The organism is Streptomyces sp. NPDC002926 (assembly GCF_053591755.1).
Map to the genome: position 1 here is coordinate 1 of NZ_JBSFUK010000056.1, position 15,469 is coordinate 15,469.

At 73.0% G+C, this 15,469-nt stretch carries 10 protein-coding genes; 1 reads left to right on the forward strand and 9 read right to left on the reverse strand.

The genetic code is table 11. From position 1 onward, the window contains the following. A partial coding sequence (locus ACWDZ6_RS32540) for a LuxR C-terminal-related transcriptional regulator (protein ID WP_451505700.1) occupies window positions 1–1,658 on the forward strand: 1,658 nt, incomplete at its 5' end. Window positions 1,659–1,670: 12 nt separating this feature from the next. Here the strand turns inward: ACWDZ6_RS32540 and ACWDZ6_RS32545 are convergent. The 9 genes from ACWDZ6_RS32545 to ACWDZ6_RS32585 all read right to left on the reverse strand — a co-directional run. Continuing rightward, entirely contained in the window at window positions 1,671–4,895 is a 3,225-nt protein-coding gene (locus ACWDZ6_RS32545; protein ID WP_451505701.1) for a phage tail protein, read from the reverse strand. Then, window positions 4,892–7,072: an AAA family ATPase gene (locus ACWDZ6_RS32550; RefSeq protein WP_451505702.1), complete on the reverse strand. Its 2,181-nt coding sequence runs from the start codon at window positions 7,070–7,072 to the stop codon at window positions 4,892–4,894. The genes ACWDZ6_RS32545 and ACWDZ6_RS32550 overlap by 4 nt, the downstream gene beginning before the upstream one ends. A 1-nt stretch (window position 7,073) precedes the next feature. Continuing rightward, complete coding sequence (locus tag ACWDZ6_RS32555) at window positions 7,074–9,074, reverse strand: hypothetical protein (protein ID WP_451505703.1); 2,001 nt, start codon at window positions 9,072–9,074, stop codon at window positions 7,074–7,076. A 41-nt stretch (window positions 9,075–9,115) separates the two neighbouring features. After that, complete coding sequence (locus ACWDZ6_RS32560) at window positions 9,116–9,706, reverse strand: hypothetical protein (protein ID WP_451505704.1); 591 nt, start codon at window positions 9,704–9,706, stop codon at window positions 9,116–9,118. A 34-nt stretch (window positions 9,707–9,740) separates the two neighbouring features. Next, window positions 9,741–10,949 (reverse strand): hypothetical protein, encoded by a 1,209-nt coding sequence (locus ACWDZ6_RS32565; RefSeq protein WP_451505705.1) that lies wholly within the window; start codon window positions 10,947–10,949, stop codon window positions 9,741–9,743. Between the two features lie 14 nt (window positions 10,950–10,963). Then, window positions 10,964–12,094 carry a hypothetical protein gene (locus tag ACWDZ6_RS32570; RefSeq protein WP_451505706.1) on the reverse strand — a complete coding sequence of 377 codons (1,131 nt, stop codon included), beginning with the start codon at window positions 12,092–12,094 and terminating at the stop codon, window positions 10,964–10,966. After that, the gene (locus ACWDZ6_RS32575) at window positions 12,091–13,452 is read right to left on the reverse strand and encodes a hypothetical protein (protein ID WP_451505707.1); all 1,362 of its coding nucleotides are present in this window, start codon (window positions 13,450–13,452) and stop codon (window positions 12,091–12,093) included. Before ACWDZ6_RS32575 ends, ACWDZ6_RS32570 begins: the two co-directional genes overlap by 4 nt. Beyond that, a complete protein-coding gene (locus ACWDZ6_RS32580) occupies window positions 13,449–14,888 on the reverse strand; it encodes a hypothetical protein (RefSeq protein WP_451505708.1) in 1,440 nt (479 codons plus the stop codon). The genes ACWDZ6_RS32575 and ACWDZ6_RS32580 overlap by 4 nt, the downstream gene beginning before the upstream one ends. A gap of 3 nt (window positions 14,889–14,891) precedes the next feature. Further along, a partial coding sequence (locus ACWDZ6_RS32585) for a baseplate J/gp47 family protein (protein ID WP_451505709.1) occupies window positions 14,892–15,469 on the reverse strand: 578 nt, incomplete at its 5' end.

Here is a 15,469-nt window from a genome sequence, read left to right on the forward strand (position 1 = left end):
ACATCGGGCCGAGCCCGGCCGTGACGCAGGCCATTGAAGCGGCGGCGAGCGCGGCCGCGGAGGCGGACCCGGACACGTGCGCCGAACTGTACGAGCGCGCCGCGGGTTTCGCCGACGATGACGACGACGCGGCCCGGCTACTGGGACTGGCAGCGGGCTGCCGGCAGCGGGCCGGCGCTGCGGAACAGGTACCGGTGCTGCTGGGAAAGGCCATGGCGCTCGCCCGCGAGCCGGCGCTGCGCCAGGAGCTGGGCGTCATGCGGGCACGCCAGCGCGGTGCGACCGGGCACCCGCGGACCGCGCACCGGGTGCTGCGCGATGCGGCCGGGCGGCTGGCGGGGGAGCCCTCCCGGGCGGCCGAACTGCTGCTGGAAGCGGCCGATTCCGCGGTCCGCGCGGCGGACAGCCGTGCCGCGCTGGGCAGTGCGTGGCAGGCGTACCGGCTCACTCGACTGTGCGGCGGGGACCTGGCGGAGGCCGCGGCTGTCCATCTCGCGCAGGTCCTGGCCTTGCGCGGAGAACGCGCGCAGGCCGGCGAACTGCTGCTGGCGCAGACGGCGGGCGAGGCGGCGGGGACGCTGGTGGGGCGGGCTGAAGTACTGGGCTGGCTGGAGGAGTACGAGGCGGCCGGCGTGCTGCTGGACCGGGTGCTGGGGGAGCAGCCCGGCGCCGAGCGAGGGGCGTACGAGGCGCGGCGGGCGGCCGCGCTCGGCTGCCGGGCCTGGATCCGGCTGTGGACCGGTGACTGGCACGGCGCCCGCTCCGACGCGATGGCAGCGGTCGAGTGCGCGGAGCGCCGGCTGGAGACCGCTTCGCTTGCCCAGGGGCTGGTGGCACTGGGGCGGCTCGAGGCCGCGCAGGGCCGGCTCACGGAGTGCGGAGCGGTGCTGGCCCGCGCCGCCGGAGTGGCGCGGGCGCACGGCCTCGAACTCGTCATGGGCCAGGTCGCGGTGGCCGAGGGCTTGTTGGCGCTCGGCGCGGGCAAGTACGAGGAGGCAGTGGCGGGTTACGAGCGGGCCGGCGTCCTGGCGCGGAGCGCGGGCATCGAGGACCCGTCGGTGGCCCCGTGGGCGGCGAACCTGATCGAGGCCTATGTACGCAGCGGGCGGATCGGGGAAGCGGTACGCGAGCACGCCCGCTTCGACGCCGAAATGCGGCGCTCGGGCCCCTCCTGGGCGCTCGCGGTGAGCGCCCGCTGCCGGGCCCTGCTGCTGGAGGCCGACGGTCACGGTACACCCGGTGCCGTCGAGGCGGCCTTCCACGAGGCCCTGGAATGGCATGCGCGCGGCGCCGTCGTCTTCGAGCGCGCGCGGACCGTGTTCTGCCACGGGCAGTGGCTGCGCCGTACCGGACGCATCCCGGAGGCGCGCGACGCCCTGGAGGAGGCGTTGTCGGTTTTCCGCGCGCTCGGCGCCGTCCCGTGGGAGGAGGCGGTCCGCAGCGAACTCCGCGCGGCGGGCGCCCGCCCGGCACGGACCTGCGGGCAGCTCACAGAGCAGGAGAGCCGCATCGCCGCGCTGGTGGCGGGCGGCGCCACCAACAAGGAGACGGCGGCGGCGCTTTTCCTCAGCCCGAAGACGGTGGAGTTCCATCTCGGCAATGTGTACCGGAAGTTGGGGGTGCGGTCGCGCAGTGAACTGGCGCGGCGGGGGCTTTGAGGTGAGGCTTGGTCACTTGCGTTCGTTGAACAGCAGCTTGATCCTGGTACCGGGAGCGAGCGCCTTCATCGCATGATAAATGCGGCTTCCAAAGACCCGATTGACGGTGCTGTCCAGCATGACCATCAGGTCCTGTTGGTCCTTGCCGCCGAGCTGCAGCTCGACCGGATGGTCGACGTCCTGTTTCTTGAGCGCCGCCAGCAAGGGTTCGCCCGCGACACCCATCGCCTTGTATTGCTTCTCAAGATCCCTCCGGTACGCGCGAGTCTGTGAAGGATCCCGCTTCGGAACCGTCTTGACGAGGTCGCCCTTCTCGCTTGCCTCACTGAGCGCCTTGATCTTCGCGTTGAGGTCCTTGGGCGGGTCGGGGCAGAACCATGTCGCCGTGAGAGTCGTCGACATCGTGCCGATCTTGTTTGTCTCGACCTTGCCTGTCTTGATTTCCAGCTCGAACGCGACCTTCTTCTTCGACTCCCCCATGATTTCGGGGTTGATGACACCGTGCACGTACCAGACGCCGTCCTTCGCGACCGGTTTCAGGGAGGTCATGCGGTAGCGCAGCTGGATAGCCACCAGCACGGGGCGGATCACCTTCGCCCCGATGTCGCTCCCGGAGAGCGCGTTGACGGCGTTCGTCGCGACCTCGACGCCCTTCGTCACATCGCGCCGCTTCTCCTCCGGCGTACGCCGGTCCGCCTTGCCGGCCAGCTTGCCGAGGGCCTTCTTTCCGCCGGCCATGAGCTTCTTGCCGTAGGCGGCTGCCGTGGCGATCATCTTGGAGATGACGCCCCGAACAGGCGCGCCGACCTTCTCGAGCACGCTCTTGATCTTGGCCGGGATCGCGCCGAGCTTGAGCACCCGCGCGAGCAGGTCGATCGCGAGCGGGAGCGTCCGGGCGAGTGAGTCCTCGATCTTGGTCGCGACCTTCTGGGACACGCCGTTGCAGACCTCTTCGAGCGTGTCGAGGATGCCGTTGACGAATTCGGCGAGTGCGCGCGCCTTTTCCACCAGGAAGGTGACGAAGTCGTAGACGGCCATGACGGCCTTGACCAATGCGCCGGCCGGAGTGATCAGGGACAGCAGCCAGTTGATGCCCGCCCTGAGGACGGTTTCGACGACAAAGCCTTTGATCATCTCGAAGGCCTGCTGCTTGAGATCGCCGACCTTCTCCTTGATCTCCTCCCACAGGCCCCCGATGCCCTTCTCCCTGATCACTCCGATGATCTTGATGGCGCCGATCACCGCGTTCAGTACCGGCTCGGGCATGTGCTTGAGCAGCTCGGAGCGGATGAAGGCCCAGCTGATCCCGAAGAGCGACAGCACCATCTTGACGATGCCGCGCAGATCCCACTGCTCCGGCAGTTCCACCCCGGCCGCCGCCAGATTGCCGAACAGCCACTCCTGCAGGGCCGCCTTGAGGTGTTTGACGATGTTCGCCAGGAACTGCGTCAGCCCGGCCTTGACCGAGGCGCCCAGATTGCCGAGGAAGCGGATCGGGTCCTTGATGATCCGTTCGGCCACGCCCGCCGCCCGTTTCACTACACCGACCAGCAGGTTCTTCAGATCGATGAGGATCTTGATCGCGCCGACCACGGCGTCGCGTGCCCGCTCCCACAGGCTCTTGTTGGACTCCTTCACCTCGGCCAGCGCCGCGTTCGTCGCCTCCTGCGCCTGCGTGTAGGACTCGGCGAGCTGGTCGACGACCGCGTCGGCCTTCTCGTCGATGGACGCTTCCAACTCGTCGAACTTCGCGGCGAATCCGGCGGCCGTCTGCTCGCCGAAGCCGCGCATCGCGGGCTCGAGGCCAGCGACGAAATCGGCCATCCGGCGCCGGCCGTCCGCGGCCTTCTGCCGGGCGTCGTTGACGCGCTTCTCCACGACGGTGGCGACCTCGTCGACCACGCCCCGGATCTCGGCGGTGTAGGCGGCCGAGTGCTTCGCATAGTCGGGCTCGCCGGAGAAGAAGTCCCACCAGCTCTTCTCGCACGCGGCGAGGAAACGCTTCCGGGCCTGCCCGGCCCTGTCGTCGAAGAGCGTACGGACCGTGTCGTCCAGGCCCGCCAGCGCCGCCTCGACATTGCGTTTGGTCTCCTCGTAGATCCCGGTCAGCTGTGCCGTGATCTCGGCGCGGCGCGCCTCGGTACGTGCCTGGGCGGCCTGTTTGCCGCCCGCCACCGACTTGCCCGCGGCGGCACGCACACCGGCCATGGCGGCCATCGCGGTCTTGCCCGCGCCGGCCGCCCGCTGCCCGGCCGCAGCCCGCTGCTCCGCTTCCTTGGCCCGGAAGGAGCCCGGCGCCGAGGCGGTGTCCTTCTCCGCGGTCTTCTTGGACTGCAGGGCGGTCGAGAAGGCGGGTTCGTTGGCGCGCTGCAGGGTCTCGTCGGTGAGCCCCGCCTTGTTCATTTCGGCTGTCGTTCCGCTCGCGTGGGCGGAGAGGTCCACCGCGGCGGAAGGCACCGGCGCCGGTACGGCGTCCGCCGCACGGGGCGGGGCCGGGACGGGCGGCGGTCGGTCGGGCGACAGGGGTACGGCGGGACGCTCGGGTACGCGTGCCGGGTCCGGCGGGGCCGCCGCGGTCGCCCGCACCTCACCCGATGAGGCATCCGCTGCGGCGTGCACCTCGCCGGAGAGCTGGGGTGTGAGGGTGTCGGGGCGGGCCGGGTCCGCGAGTGCCTTGGCCTCGTCCGCGGTGGCCGGCTGCTGCTCCTTGATGCGCTTCTCGAACTTCGCGATGAACTCGGCCCGGCCGAACGGCTTCGCCTGTGCCGAGGCGATCGCGGCCGCCTGGTCCTGCCCGGCGAACGCGGCACGCTCACCGGGTGGCGCCACGGCAGCGCGCTGGGCGGCCGTTGCCTCCGCGGCGGGCGCGGGGTGCCGGGTCAGGACGCGCTTGCCCGCGGTGACCTGGGCGGCGATCCGGCGCAGCCCCGGCGCGGCGGCCTTCTTGCCGGTGGCGGCCCGCCCTGGGGTCTTCCCCCGGGCGTCGCCGGCCGGTGCCTGCGCGCCCCGGGCGGCGAGCGCCGCGGTGGCGGCATTGCCGACGGCGGGCCGGGCGCTGCCGGGGCGCTTGGTGGGGGAGGCGGGCGCGGTCCCGCGCTCCTTCGCCGGAGCGGCTGCAGCTGGGGCGGGCCGCTTCCGTACCCCCTTGAGCTTGCCGGGTGAGGGCCGCCCGGGGCGGCCACCCGCCTGTGTCACGGCGGGCGGTGGCGTCGAGGGAGTCCGGGCGGCGGCGCTCATGGCAGCACACAGGAGGTCGTTGCCGCCTCCGGCGCGGCAGAGTCCTGTACGGGCGGCGGGCCGAGCGCCAGCTCCAGTTCGCCGGATCGTGGCAGCCGTGACTCCTGCCGGAACTGGCGGGCGATCGCCTCGGCGAGATGCTTCCGGCCGATGACCGCGCTTCCGCTCTCCGCCGCCAGTAGCGCGGCGCCGCGCGCGGCGGCCATGATGCCCGCACCGGTGAGATCGAGCCGCGCGAGCCCCTCCAGCGTCAACTGCGGGTCCATCGGGGCGCTTTGTGGGAATGCCACTTGCCACAGCCGGTACCGCTCCCGGTCGCCGGGCCGGGTGAAGTGCACCACGAACTGGAAGCGGCGGGTGAAGGCCTCGTCCAGATTCCCCTGGAGGTTGGTGGTGAGGACGACCAACGCGGGGCTGCGCTCGAGACGTTGCAGTAGATATCCGACCTCGAGATTGGCGTATCGGTCGGTGCCGCGGCTCACCGTGCCACGCTTGCCGAAGACGGCGTCTGCCTCGTCGAAGAGCAGCAGTGCGCCTGCGGCTTCGGCGTGGCTGAAGGCCTCATCGAGGTTCTTCTCGGTCTCGCCGACCCACTTGGAGACGGTCTGCGCGAGATCGACCCTGATCAGGTCGATTCCGAGTGTGGCGGCGACCACCTCGGCGGCGAGGCTCTTGCCGGTGCCGGGCTCGCCGGTGAACAGTGCCTTGAGGCCGGGGCCGCCGTGCTGCCCGCCGAACCCCCACTCCTGGGAGACCTTGGGCCAGGCCCGGAACGCGGCGGCGAGCTCACCGATCTGCTGCGCCTGTTCGGCGGGGAGTACGAGGTCCGAGGGGTCGCGGGTGGGCGTGCGGACATCGGCGAGGCGGCCCGGAGTTGCGGCGAGGACGCGCGGCACTGCCCTATCCAGCGACATGTCGCCGGACTCGGCGAGCCGTACGGCCGACCGTAGTTGGGCGGGAGACAGCCGGAAGCGGGCGGCCAGGTCGTCCAGGGCGCGAGGATCCGGTTCCGCCTCGGCCGTGGCGGTGTTCCAGAGGGCGCGGCGTTCCCGGTATCCGGGTTCGGAGGTGGATTCCTCCGCGTAGCGGCCCGAGGAGAGCAGATCGAGGGGGCGCCATGGCGTCCTCCCGGTCAGGACGAGCGGGACGCCGGTCCGTGCCAGCACTTCGGCGGCCGATACCGCGGCCCATCGTGCGTCGGGGTCGTGAAAGCGGTCGACGGGCAGCCACAGTGCGGTGCCGAGCGCGGCCGCCGCGGACAGGGACCGGCCCGTGGCTGCCCGCACCTCGTCGGGGGTCCGGCACACCTCCAGGTCAGGGGCGCGGCGCAGGGCGAGCCCCGCCTGCTCCGCCACGTCGTGTGCCGCGTCGAGCTGACTGCCGTCCGGCAGCCCCCAGAGGGCGGCGATCCCGGCGGGGTGCGCTCGCAGATGGGCGGCCAGCCGTACGGTGCGGCCGCGCGTCGGCTCGTCCAGCAGCGCGGGGCGCGGTGCGGGTACCTGGCCTGGGTCGTACGCGAGGAGTGCGGGGTCCCCGAGGCCGTGCAGGAGAAACGCGGGCAGTTCTGGGCGGATGTGCAGCGGGCGCAGCAGGTCGGCGCCGGAGGGTTCCGGTCCGCCGTACGTGTCCGGGTCGCCGTCCTGGATCAGCAGACCGAAGCGGCGCAGCCGCCCGTACGGGCCGAGCGCCGGTAGCCGGTCGTACCGCTCGGCGGGGGCGGGCGCCAGGACGGTGAGGATCAACTCGGCGGTGGGACGGCGCTGGTCGAGGTCGTCGAGGAGATAGCCGAACAGCAGGGCGTGCTCGGGGGCCAGCGCCGGTGTCAGGCACAGCAGCAACGCGTCGCACTCGAATGGGTCCAGGCCTGCGGCGGACGCCAGCGCATCGAGGGGCAGCGAACAGCCCTGGGCCGCTGCCTCCTGGCGGAGTTCGCGCTCGGCGTGGGTCTGGGCGGCGGGCGGCCCGCCACTCCAGGGCGCCGGGTGGACGACGGCGGGGTCGGTGAGGTCGAGGACTATTCCGGCCTGCTCGTCGGTGACGCAGTACGGGGACAGTTCGGCCCCGGCGAGCAGCGCGGAGCGCTTCGCGCGGCGGGCCGCGGCCGCCCGCAGCGCGCGGTGGATCGCGCCGTAGCGAAGGGTCAGGTGGGCCGTGGCGGCGCCGGGTCGGGTCGGCATCTCACCCTCCTGTGAACACGACGGTGCGGCCGCCGAACCATGGCACGTCCGGTACGTCGGCGAGCAGCCGGTGGCGGTAGAGGTCGGAGTGGCGGGCGCCCAGTGGCAGGCGCACCTCGACGGTGCTGTCGTGGAAGGCCACGCGGGCCCCCAGATCGGCGAAGCGGTCGAGGGCGCACATCGGGTCGGTGGGCTCCCGCTCCGACCAGAGCTTCCAGGAGAGATCGGCCAGCGCGACCGCGGCGGCCAGCGTCACCGTGCGTTCGATCGCGGAGGCCTGGCCCGTTCGGACGGCGGGCCGCAGCTCGACCAGCGCCTCGGTGAACCGGGCGGCGCGTGACGCCTCGTAGGTGAGCCGCCGTGCGGCCCCGACCAGCGCGTCGTCCGGGGCGGAGCGGGAGGGGAGCCGTGCCCCGGTGTTGGTCCAGCAGCGGCGCGGTGCGGGCACCCGGCTGAGCTGCTCGCCGCGGGTGGGCGGCAGATCGGTCACGAAGCCGATGCCCAGGGCGTCCAGGGCGAGCGTCAGCCCGGAAGCCGCGGGGGCATCGGGCTGGGCGGGCAGCAGGACGAGAGGGGTCCCGGCCAGTTCCCATGGCCGGAGGAGTTCTGCCGGCCGCGTCGCCTCCCACACCGGGTACAGGCCGTCGACGTCCAGCAGAAGGAGCCGGCCGGGTGCCACCGCGCGAAGAATCAGTGGGCTTGTGGCGGTGTGTCCTTGAGCGGTCTGGAGTCCGAGGCGGGAGTCGAGCAGGGCCAGGAGCGGACCCAGATGGCGTTCGAGATCCAGCGCGGAGGTGTCGGGCGCGCCGTGGCCCGTCGCCGTCGCGCCCGCGAAAACGGCGACCGCGTGTGTGTCCTGCGGTGAGCGCAGCCAGCCGTGCGCGGGCGCCGGCAGCACCTTGTGCGCGAGGCAGGCGGCGAAGGCCGCACCGTCGGGGGCCTGTGCGCCACCCCCGCTCAGGACGGCTGCCACCGCTTCCAGATAGCCGCGGTCATGCAGTGGGGGCAGCAGGAGGAAGGGGAGTACGCGGTCGATATCGGTCACCGTGCCGGACGCGGGACCTGCATGGTGCTGCTCTGCCCGGCCGGGGGCCGGGGGGATCCGCTTGGGGAGTGCGGGCGGCGCGGTGTCGGGGGCGGGCTCGGGTCCGGTGGCGGTGAGCGGGGTGTCCGTCGTATGGAGTGTGGCGTCCGTCCGGACGGGTGGCTCGGACCGCAGCGCCGCCACGAGGGCGGCGGCGAGGGCGTCGGGGTCGGGGTCCCGGGCTTCGCCGGGGACTGCTGCGGCCCTACCGGGGAGCGGAGTTGCCGCGTCGGCCGCAGAGCCGGGGCCGGACGCCGGGCGGCTCCCCGCCGCATCGAGTGCGCGCAACAGGAGCAGCAGCGCGTCGTGCGGAAGCCCCGCCAGCACGGTGTCCAACGCCCCGCATACGGAGGCCTCGTTGAGGAGGCCGACCAGCACCTGGTCACGGTCGAAGGCGGGCGTGGGCGGCACCGGCCGGCCGGGCGCCCGCAGGGCTTCGGCGCGGGTGTCGGCGCCGGATCCGGTATCGGCTCCGGCGTGACGGGAAAGCGGCGTCGTGCCCGGATCCGAGGGGCCCGCGTGACCGCGGTGGGGGAGCACTGTCGCGTCAGGACCGGATCCGGGCGCGATGGTCCGGTCCGTCATGCGGGCGGCACCCGCCAGCTCGTCGAGAGTGGCAAAGGACCTTATGTGCACGGGAACGGTCACCTCCATGTCCTGGGGGACGAGGCCTGAGTGCGGGGCTTGTCCCGTGGTCGGCGGGGGAAGCGGCACGCCGGTGCGGGTCAGGGCCCCGGCGAGGTGCTTCTCCACCACGCGGGGGAGCATCGCGACTGCGCCGCGGGCCAGTTCGGAGGGATCGGGTCCCCAGCTCCAGCCGTCGGTCCTGAGGACGCGTACCCGGCATTCGAGCACGGTGCAGCCGCCGAGGGCGGCGATGAGACCGTCGTCGGTCGTCGCCTCCATGTGAACCGTCACCCCAGTCCCGCCTCCTGCCCTGGTCCGTCCGCCGGTTTCCGTCAGTCGATCTCGCCCGGGCTGTACACGGTCACCGGCCGACCCCGGACGAAGACCAGGGCTTCGTCGCTGTCCTCGACGGCGCCATTGCCCATCTGGGCTGATCCGTCCGGGCGGAGGACGTCGCGGATCTGAAGGCTGACGGCGCTGCCGGTGCCCCACTGGGCGGCCGGATGGACCAGCGCGAGGACGGGGGCCGCGCCGTCAGTGGTGGAGGATGTGATGGTGAGCGATCCTTCGGTGAGGCCGACGGAGGGGGCGGGGCAGGAGACCGGTTTGAGCTGCGGCGTTGCCGGGGTGGCGGACTGCTGGCCGCCGGTGTCCACGTACCAGAGCCAGGGCGCGGTCAGGATGTCCCGGGGCGCGCTGAGTTCCTCGGTCGTGAGGAGTTCGGCCGGGACCAGGACGAGCCCCGAGGCATCCGGGACGGCCAGTGGGAATGCGCTCTGCGTCAGCAGCCGTACGGCGGGCGGGGGACCCGGCGTGGCGCGGGTGAGTGCGGCGAGAACATGGCCGGTATGTTCGAGGCGGACGACCGTGACGGTCAACTCCGGTGCTTGCGACACCGATTGATCTCGCGTGCTGATCGTCATCGTTGCTCTCCCTCGTGGCTGCGGTGGGGATCGATCAGGTGGTCGGTCGGGCTGTGGCCAGTACGAAGTAGTCGGCTGCGCCCGGCAGTACGGATGGAGAGCCGAGTGCCAGGTCGGGTCCGAACCCGCCGTACCAGGCGATCAGGCAGCTCAGCCTGCGCTGGGAGTCCACCTCGCAGCGCAGCACCACAGGCAGTGCGCCGAAGCCGGATCCGTCGACACCGCCTTCGTGCGGACCGCCGTACGTCTGGAGCCGCGGCGTCACCTGGAGGTGCAGAACGACCTCGCCCGACTCCACCTGATCCGCCGTCACCGGCGGGGGCAGCGGCAGGATGACGCCGTGTGTCGCGGTGCCGGACTGGACGAGGACGCTGCCGGAGACGAGCGGGCTGTCGACGGCGCCGGTGACGGTCAGACCGCCGGTGATCTTCACATCGCCGTTGATCGAAGTGCTGCCGTCGCCGAGGACGCGCAGCGCCGGGGCGAGTGCGCCGGCCGCGTTGAACCGGCCGATGTCCAGGCTGCCGTGCTCACCGCCGATCCGGAGGCCCACCCTTCCGGCCACCGGGCGTGGCTCCGCCGCCAGTTCCAGTGTGCCGCCGCGCGCGGACACCCGGTCGGCGAGGACGCCCGCGTACCGGCGGCCGACCCCGTTCGCCCGGGGCAGTACCGCGGTGAAGCCGCCGTCTTCGCCGCCGCCCCAGGTCACGAAGGAGAGCAGTACCCGGCCCCGGTCGCCGCTGCCGAGCCGGTCGGGTCCGGCGTCGGGCGCGGGCGGCTGCTGGTCGGCGAGGTCGAGTTCGTCGCCGGGGGCGCCGACCACGAGGGCAAAGCCCTCCGAGGTGTGCGCGGCGCCGTTCGTGGAGCAGGCGCCCGGGGACACGGCCGCGCCGCCGGGCGAGGGCTGGTCGCTCCACATGAGCATGAGCGGGCGGGCGGCGGTGTTGCCGGGGTCGGCGATCACGAACCCCTGGTCGGGGGTGGAGAGTTCCACCGGCGTGGGCACCACGATCTCCCGTCCCGACGGGTCGACGAGGGTGCCGCTGCCGACGATGACTGTCTTGTAGACGTCCGAGTCGCCCCGCGCGCGGACCGTCACCTCCAGCCCCGAGGCGATCCCCCAGGTGTGCAGGTGCCGGTGGTGGCGCGCGGCGGCGTCACGGTCGTAACGCACCACGGCCGACAGGTCGTCGGCGGCCAGGATCTGGCCCTCGTGGAATTCTGGCCGCAGGGGTGCAGGCATGGTCTGCGCTCCTTCTAGGTCTCGGTCGGCCGCGGCGGCAGGCAGCCGGTGAGGTCGAGGAGGTCCAGCAGGAACCTCAGCAACTGCCCCGTGCTGACGTCGTGTTCGAAGAGCCGGGCCAGCTGGATTCGCCACTGCTGTTCCACCGGATCGGGCAACTGGGCGCCACGCCGTCCGGCCGGCACGGCCCGTACGACATCGCAGCCGTCCAGCGTCACTTCGGCGATCAGTACGTCCGGAGCACAGCCGCTGGCGCAGGGGACGACGAGGAGCGAGCGGACGGCGGCGCGCAGATACGCCTCGAAGGCGCGCCAGGCACCCACTTTGCGGTGCCGGTTGTGCTGGACGTCGTTGCCGGTCGGTTTTGGCGGTACGTCGCACAGCAGCTCCAGGGGAGTGCGGTCGCACAGGTCGCCGTTGACATCCAGGCGGGCGGTGAGCCAGTCCGTGAGTTCGTCGGCCGGGGGCCGGCTCTCGCCCTGGCAGGCCTCCAGAAACTCCCGGTCGTCACCGAACCGGCGGAGCAGCAGTGCACAGAGCGGGTCGGAGGGCGGGTCGGGGACGCAGCCCACAAGGAAGCGGTGGCCTTCCCGTACCCGCGTGGGTACACAGCCGACCGGCGTGCAGCCGTCGCCGGGATCGTAGGGGGCGACAGGCTCGGCGAACTCCTCCTCGTAGCGCAGGAAGAGACCGTAGGTGCGCTCGGGTCCGGGCGGGCAGGGGTCGGGGCAGCCACCGCCCGTGGCGCGGAACTCCCGTACCAGGGCGACGACATCCACGTCCTCGACGCAGATGACCGGGATGTCGTTGCCCTGGCCGTCCACGGCGTGGCCCTCGCCGATGCGCACCACACCCCGGGCGCAGGAGTCGCAGCTGACGGCGAGCCCGCACAGGACCGCGCCCTGCCCTTGGGCCGATACGTAGCGCAGTCGGTTGTGGAGGCGGATGCGGCCGGTGGTCCAGGCGGCGAGCTGTCCGAGGTCGTCCTCGGTGAGCAGCTGGCCCGCGGAGAAGACCGGGCGGGCCGGTCCGCCCGGCCGGAATCCGGCAGTTGGGGTGATGGACGCGGTCCTGCCGCTGCCGCTTCCGCCGCAACCGCATCCGCAGTCACGGGGGCGGGCGGTGTGGGTGCCGGAGGTGGTCATGGCCGCCCCTCAGTGGTCTCGCTGTCGTTGGTCCGGCCGTCGTCGGCCTCGCTGTCGGTCCCGTCGGCGGGTTCCGACTCGGCGTCGGCGTCGACTTTGGCGTCGGCCTCGGCGTCCGGCCGGTGGTTGTCGATGAAGATCCAGCTCTCGAAGACGCCGGCCGCACCCGCGGGCGTCCCGGAGGTGCGGGGTCCGCTGCCGTCGGGCGGCAGTAGCCCCGGCCGGTGGGCGACCGGTCCGCCGGGTTGCGGTACGAGCCCGCCGGTGTGGGTGCCGTCCACCGGGTCGCCGCAGATGTCGAGGACGAACGGGGTGCGCAGCACCAGGTGGATCCGGTCGCCGTCGTTGAGGTACTCGATGTCCGTCTGCCGGATCGTGATCCGGTCTGTGGTCTCGTCGTCCGGTTCCCTCGTGTCGATCCGGGTCTCCAGGCGCATGACGGTGCCGTGGACGCCCCGCCCGCCGGTGACCTGGAACAGGTCGGCGATACCCGGGTCCTGGAGGGTCGCGGAGCGCACCGGCCGCGAGAAGCGGATCCGCAGGCCGCGTTCGCCCAGCAGTACGCGGGCCTGCTGGGTGGTCAGCCGGCCGCCGTGCGGCCAGGAGATACCGGTGATCACGGTCGCCGGTCGCCGGGAGAGGGGCCGGCGGACCTCGGGACGGATCTGCTCCGGGACCAGCGCCCGGTCGGGGCGTACGTGGTTCACGCGGGCGAGCAGCAGCCCGGGTCCGAAGATCCTGCCGTCACCACATCCGTGCTCCCTCGGTGCGCCTTCGGCGGGCGGCTCGCAGGGGCACGGAGGGTCGCAGGAGTCCGGCTCGGGCCGCCGGGTCGTCGCCCGTAGGACGAAGCCTTCGCGGATGTGGGCGTAGGCGGTGCGTGGGAGGCCGTCGCAGGCCTCGGTATAGACCGCGCGGACGCTGTCGACCGGCTCCTCGCAGTGGTGGATCGTCAGATAGACGGTGACGCCGTCGCGGCCGGAGCGGATCTCCTCCCGGGCGCGGCACCGCTCGTCCTCGTCGAGCAGCTGCCACAGATCGTGCCTCGGCAGGACGCCGCACGGCACGATCACTTCGTCGCCGTGCCGGTCGATGGCCAGGCCGTCGGTCACCTCGAACCAGGGGGCCGCGCGCTCCGGATCGGGGCACTCGCCGTCGGGTGGTGGCACCGGGCGCGTCCACAGGCCGTAGGCCACGCCGTAGCCGTGCAGGGCGAGGTTGTGCAGGCGCAGCCGTGCGAGGAACTGCCCCTGTTCCTGGCGGAGATCCTGTGCGGACAGCAACTGGCCGTGGAAGTACGTCAGCCGCCGCCGGCCGGTCCGCGGGGCGCTGTCACGCCCGGTCGGGGGAGCCGTCATGGGGTCCTGCCTTTCTTCTCGTCGGGGTGTGCGACGGTGCCGCCCTCCTCGAGGGCGACCGTGCGGATGCCCGCACCTGACGTGCCGTCCAAGCGGATGCCGCGTCGCCCCGAACGGTCCGATCCGAGAACGGAGTCCGCGCCGAGGACGGCTGCGCCGGCCGGGGACGGCAGGGGGCTGACGAGGAGGGTGTCCACGCCGACCGCGCTGCGCTCGCCGACGGTGAAGCCGTGCCCGCCGATGGAGACGGTCGCCGTGGTGTGGGCGGGGGAGAGCCGTTCGACCAGATCGGCAGCGGTCCTGGCCATGCCGTCGGCCGACGCGGGTCGCCGGGTGCCAGGCGGCGGGCCCGGGGGGATGAGTACGCGGAAACGGAACGTGGTGCCGGTCAGCGGGTCCTCGTCGGGGTTGCCGAGCGAAAGCAATCGCGCTCCGCCCCGGCGGGCGCCGGCTCCTGCCAGGCGTGAACCGAGGACCGCGGGGCCGCCGAGGCGCACCCGCGCCGCCGACCGCCCGAACAGCCGCACCTCACCCAGGCGGGTGTCCCGGCCCACCGCGCCCCACGGCGCAACTGCCGGTTCCAGGATCGCCGGGCGCACCCCCAGCACGATCTCCAGCGCCAGGGCGAGCCCGCAGGGTGTGCCGCGGCGTCTGCGCAACTCGGGCGCCGCGGCAATGAGTCGGCGCAGTACGGACGGCGGGAGCTGCGCCATGCCCGGGTCCGGGGCGCCGGGCACAGTGCTGCTTGCGGGGCCGCCGCCGGAACTCGCGCCCGGCGCCGGGTCGGGGTCGGGCCCCAGATCGAGGCCGAGCAGACCCGCGATCCACGGCAGCACACCGTCCGGCACGCCGGCCGGGTCGAGCAGTGCGGGAGCCCGTTCCGTGGCCCGGTCGAGGGTCTCGACCACCGAGTCGAACAGAGCGAGGAACCGCTCGGTGAAGTCGTCGGCGGTCGGATCCTCGCGGTAGACGGCCGGGAGGAGGTCGGCCGAGGTGGCCCGGGGAAGGTCCAGGCGCACCTGCCGCACCGCGGGCCCGGGCGCGGAGGCGTCGGTACGGCCGAGCAGCAGCCGTACGACGAGGTACTGGCCCGGCGGCTGGTCCACCAGGATGTCGTAGGCCGGTCCCGCGGCGGTCTGCCAGTCGTCGGGCCCCGGCACGCCGTCGGGATCGTCGCCGGTGGTGGCCAGTTGGACGACCAGCGCGCTGCCCGACGGGACTTCGGCGTCGATACGGATCCGGTGCCAGCGGCACCGGGAGATGCCGCTGTCGAGCGGGACGGTGACCAGTGCCGCCTCTCTCACGCCGGGCGGCAGGACGAGCGCGTCGTGGTCCTGGACGGGTTCGGGGAGCGGATCTGCCGCTCCTGCGGCCGGGCGCCAGCCCGAGGCGGAGTCCAGCAGCAGGTGCGCAGGCGCGTCGGTGCGGATGTCCATGTCTCACCTCCCCTTCTGCGTGGTGGCGTTGGCGGTGGTGTCGGCGACGACGGAGGCCGTCACCCGTCCGACGCGGATCAGGGCGTGCGGCGGCAGCGGCGTATCGGTGCAGGGCTGTACCGGCAGGCCGTCCACCGTGAGCGTCAGCAGCGGCACAGCCGCCACTTCCTCGTCGGTGAGCAGCCGGCGCGCCAGCGCGGTGTGGATGAGTGGTCCGCCGAAGGGCCACCCGTCGCCGTCGGCGCCTCCGTCGAGCGGGTGCAGGAAGCGGCGCAGCCCGTCCTCGGCGCGGCGTACGGCTGCGGCACGGTCGGCGCCCGTGGCGAGGGCGAGCACGATCCGGGCGTCGACGCGGATGTACCGGGGCGCTGCGGCGACGACGGTGACACCGGTCGGGGCGAGGGTACGCGTCAGGTGATCCGCGACGGCCTCGAGGTCGCCGGCCGAAGGGAGCGGCGCACCGGCGGTGGCGGGGTCCTCGTCGGGCGGCACCAGGTAGACGCCGACGATGCCGGGCAGCCGTGCGCCGGGATGGTCCGGGTGGTGCCCGGGTACGGCGTGGGCGCGGGCGACGCGCGCGC

Excerpts from the sequence above, each read along its gene's own strand:
- ACWDZ6_RS32545 (WP_451505701.1), bottom strand. The coding sequence starts at position 4,895 with ATGAGCGCCGCCGCCCGGACTCCCTCGACGCCACCGCCCGCCGTGACA.
- ACWDZ6_RS32560 (WP_451505704.1), bottom strand. The coding sequence starts at position 9,706 with ATGACGATCAGCACGCGAGATCAATCGGTGTCGCAAGCACCGGAGTTG.
- ACWDZ6_RS32570 (WP_451505706.1), bottom strand. The coding sequence starts at position 12,094 with ATGACCACCTCCGGCACCCACACCGCCCGCCCCCGTGACTGCGGATGC.
- ACWDZ6_RS32565 (WP_451505705.1), bottom strand. The coding sequence starts at position 10,949 with ATGCCTGCACCCCTGCGGCCAGAATTCCACGAGGGCCAGATCCTGGCC.
- ACWDZ6_RS32580 (WP_451505708.1), bottom strand. The coding sequence starts at position 14,888 with ATGGACATCCGCACCGACGCGCCTGCGCACCTGCTGCTGGACTCCGCC.
- ACWDZ6_RS32550 (WP_451505702.1), bottom strand. The coding sequence starts at position 7,072 with ATGCCGACCCGACCCGGCGCCGCCACGGCCCACCTGACCCTTCGCTAC.
- ACWDZ6_RS32575 (WP_451505707.1), bottom strand. The coding sequence starts at position 13,452 with ATGACGGCTCCCCCGACCGGGCGTGACAGCGCCCCGCGGACCGGCCGG.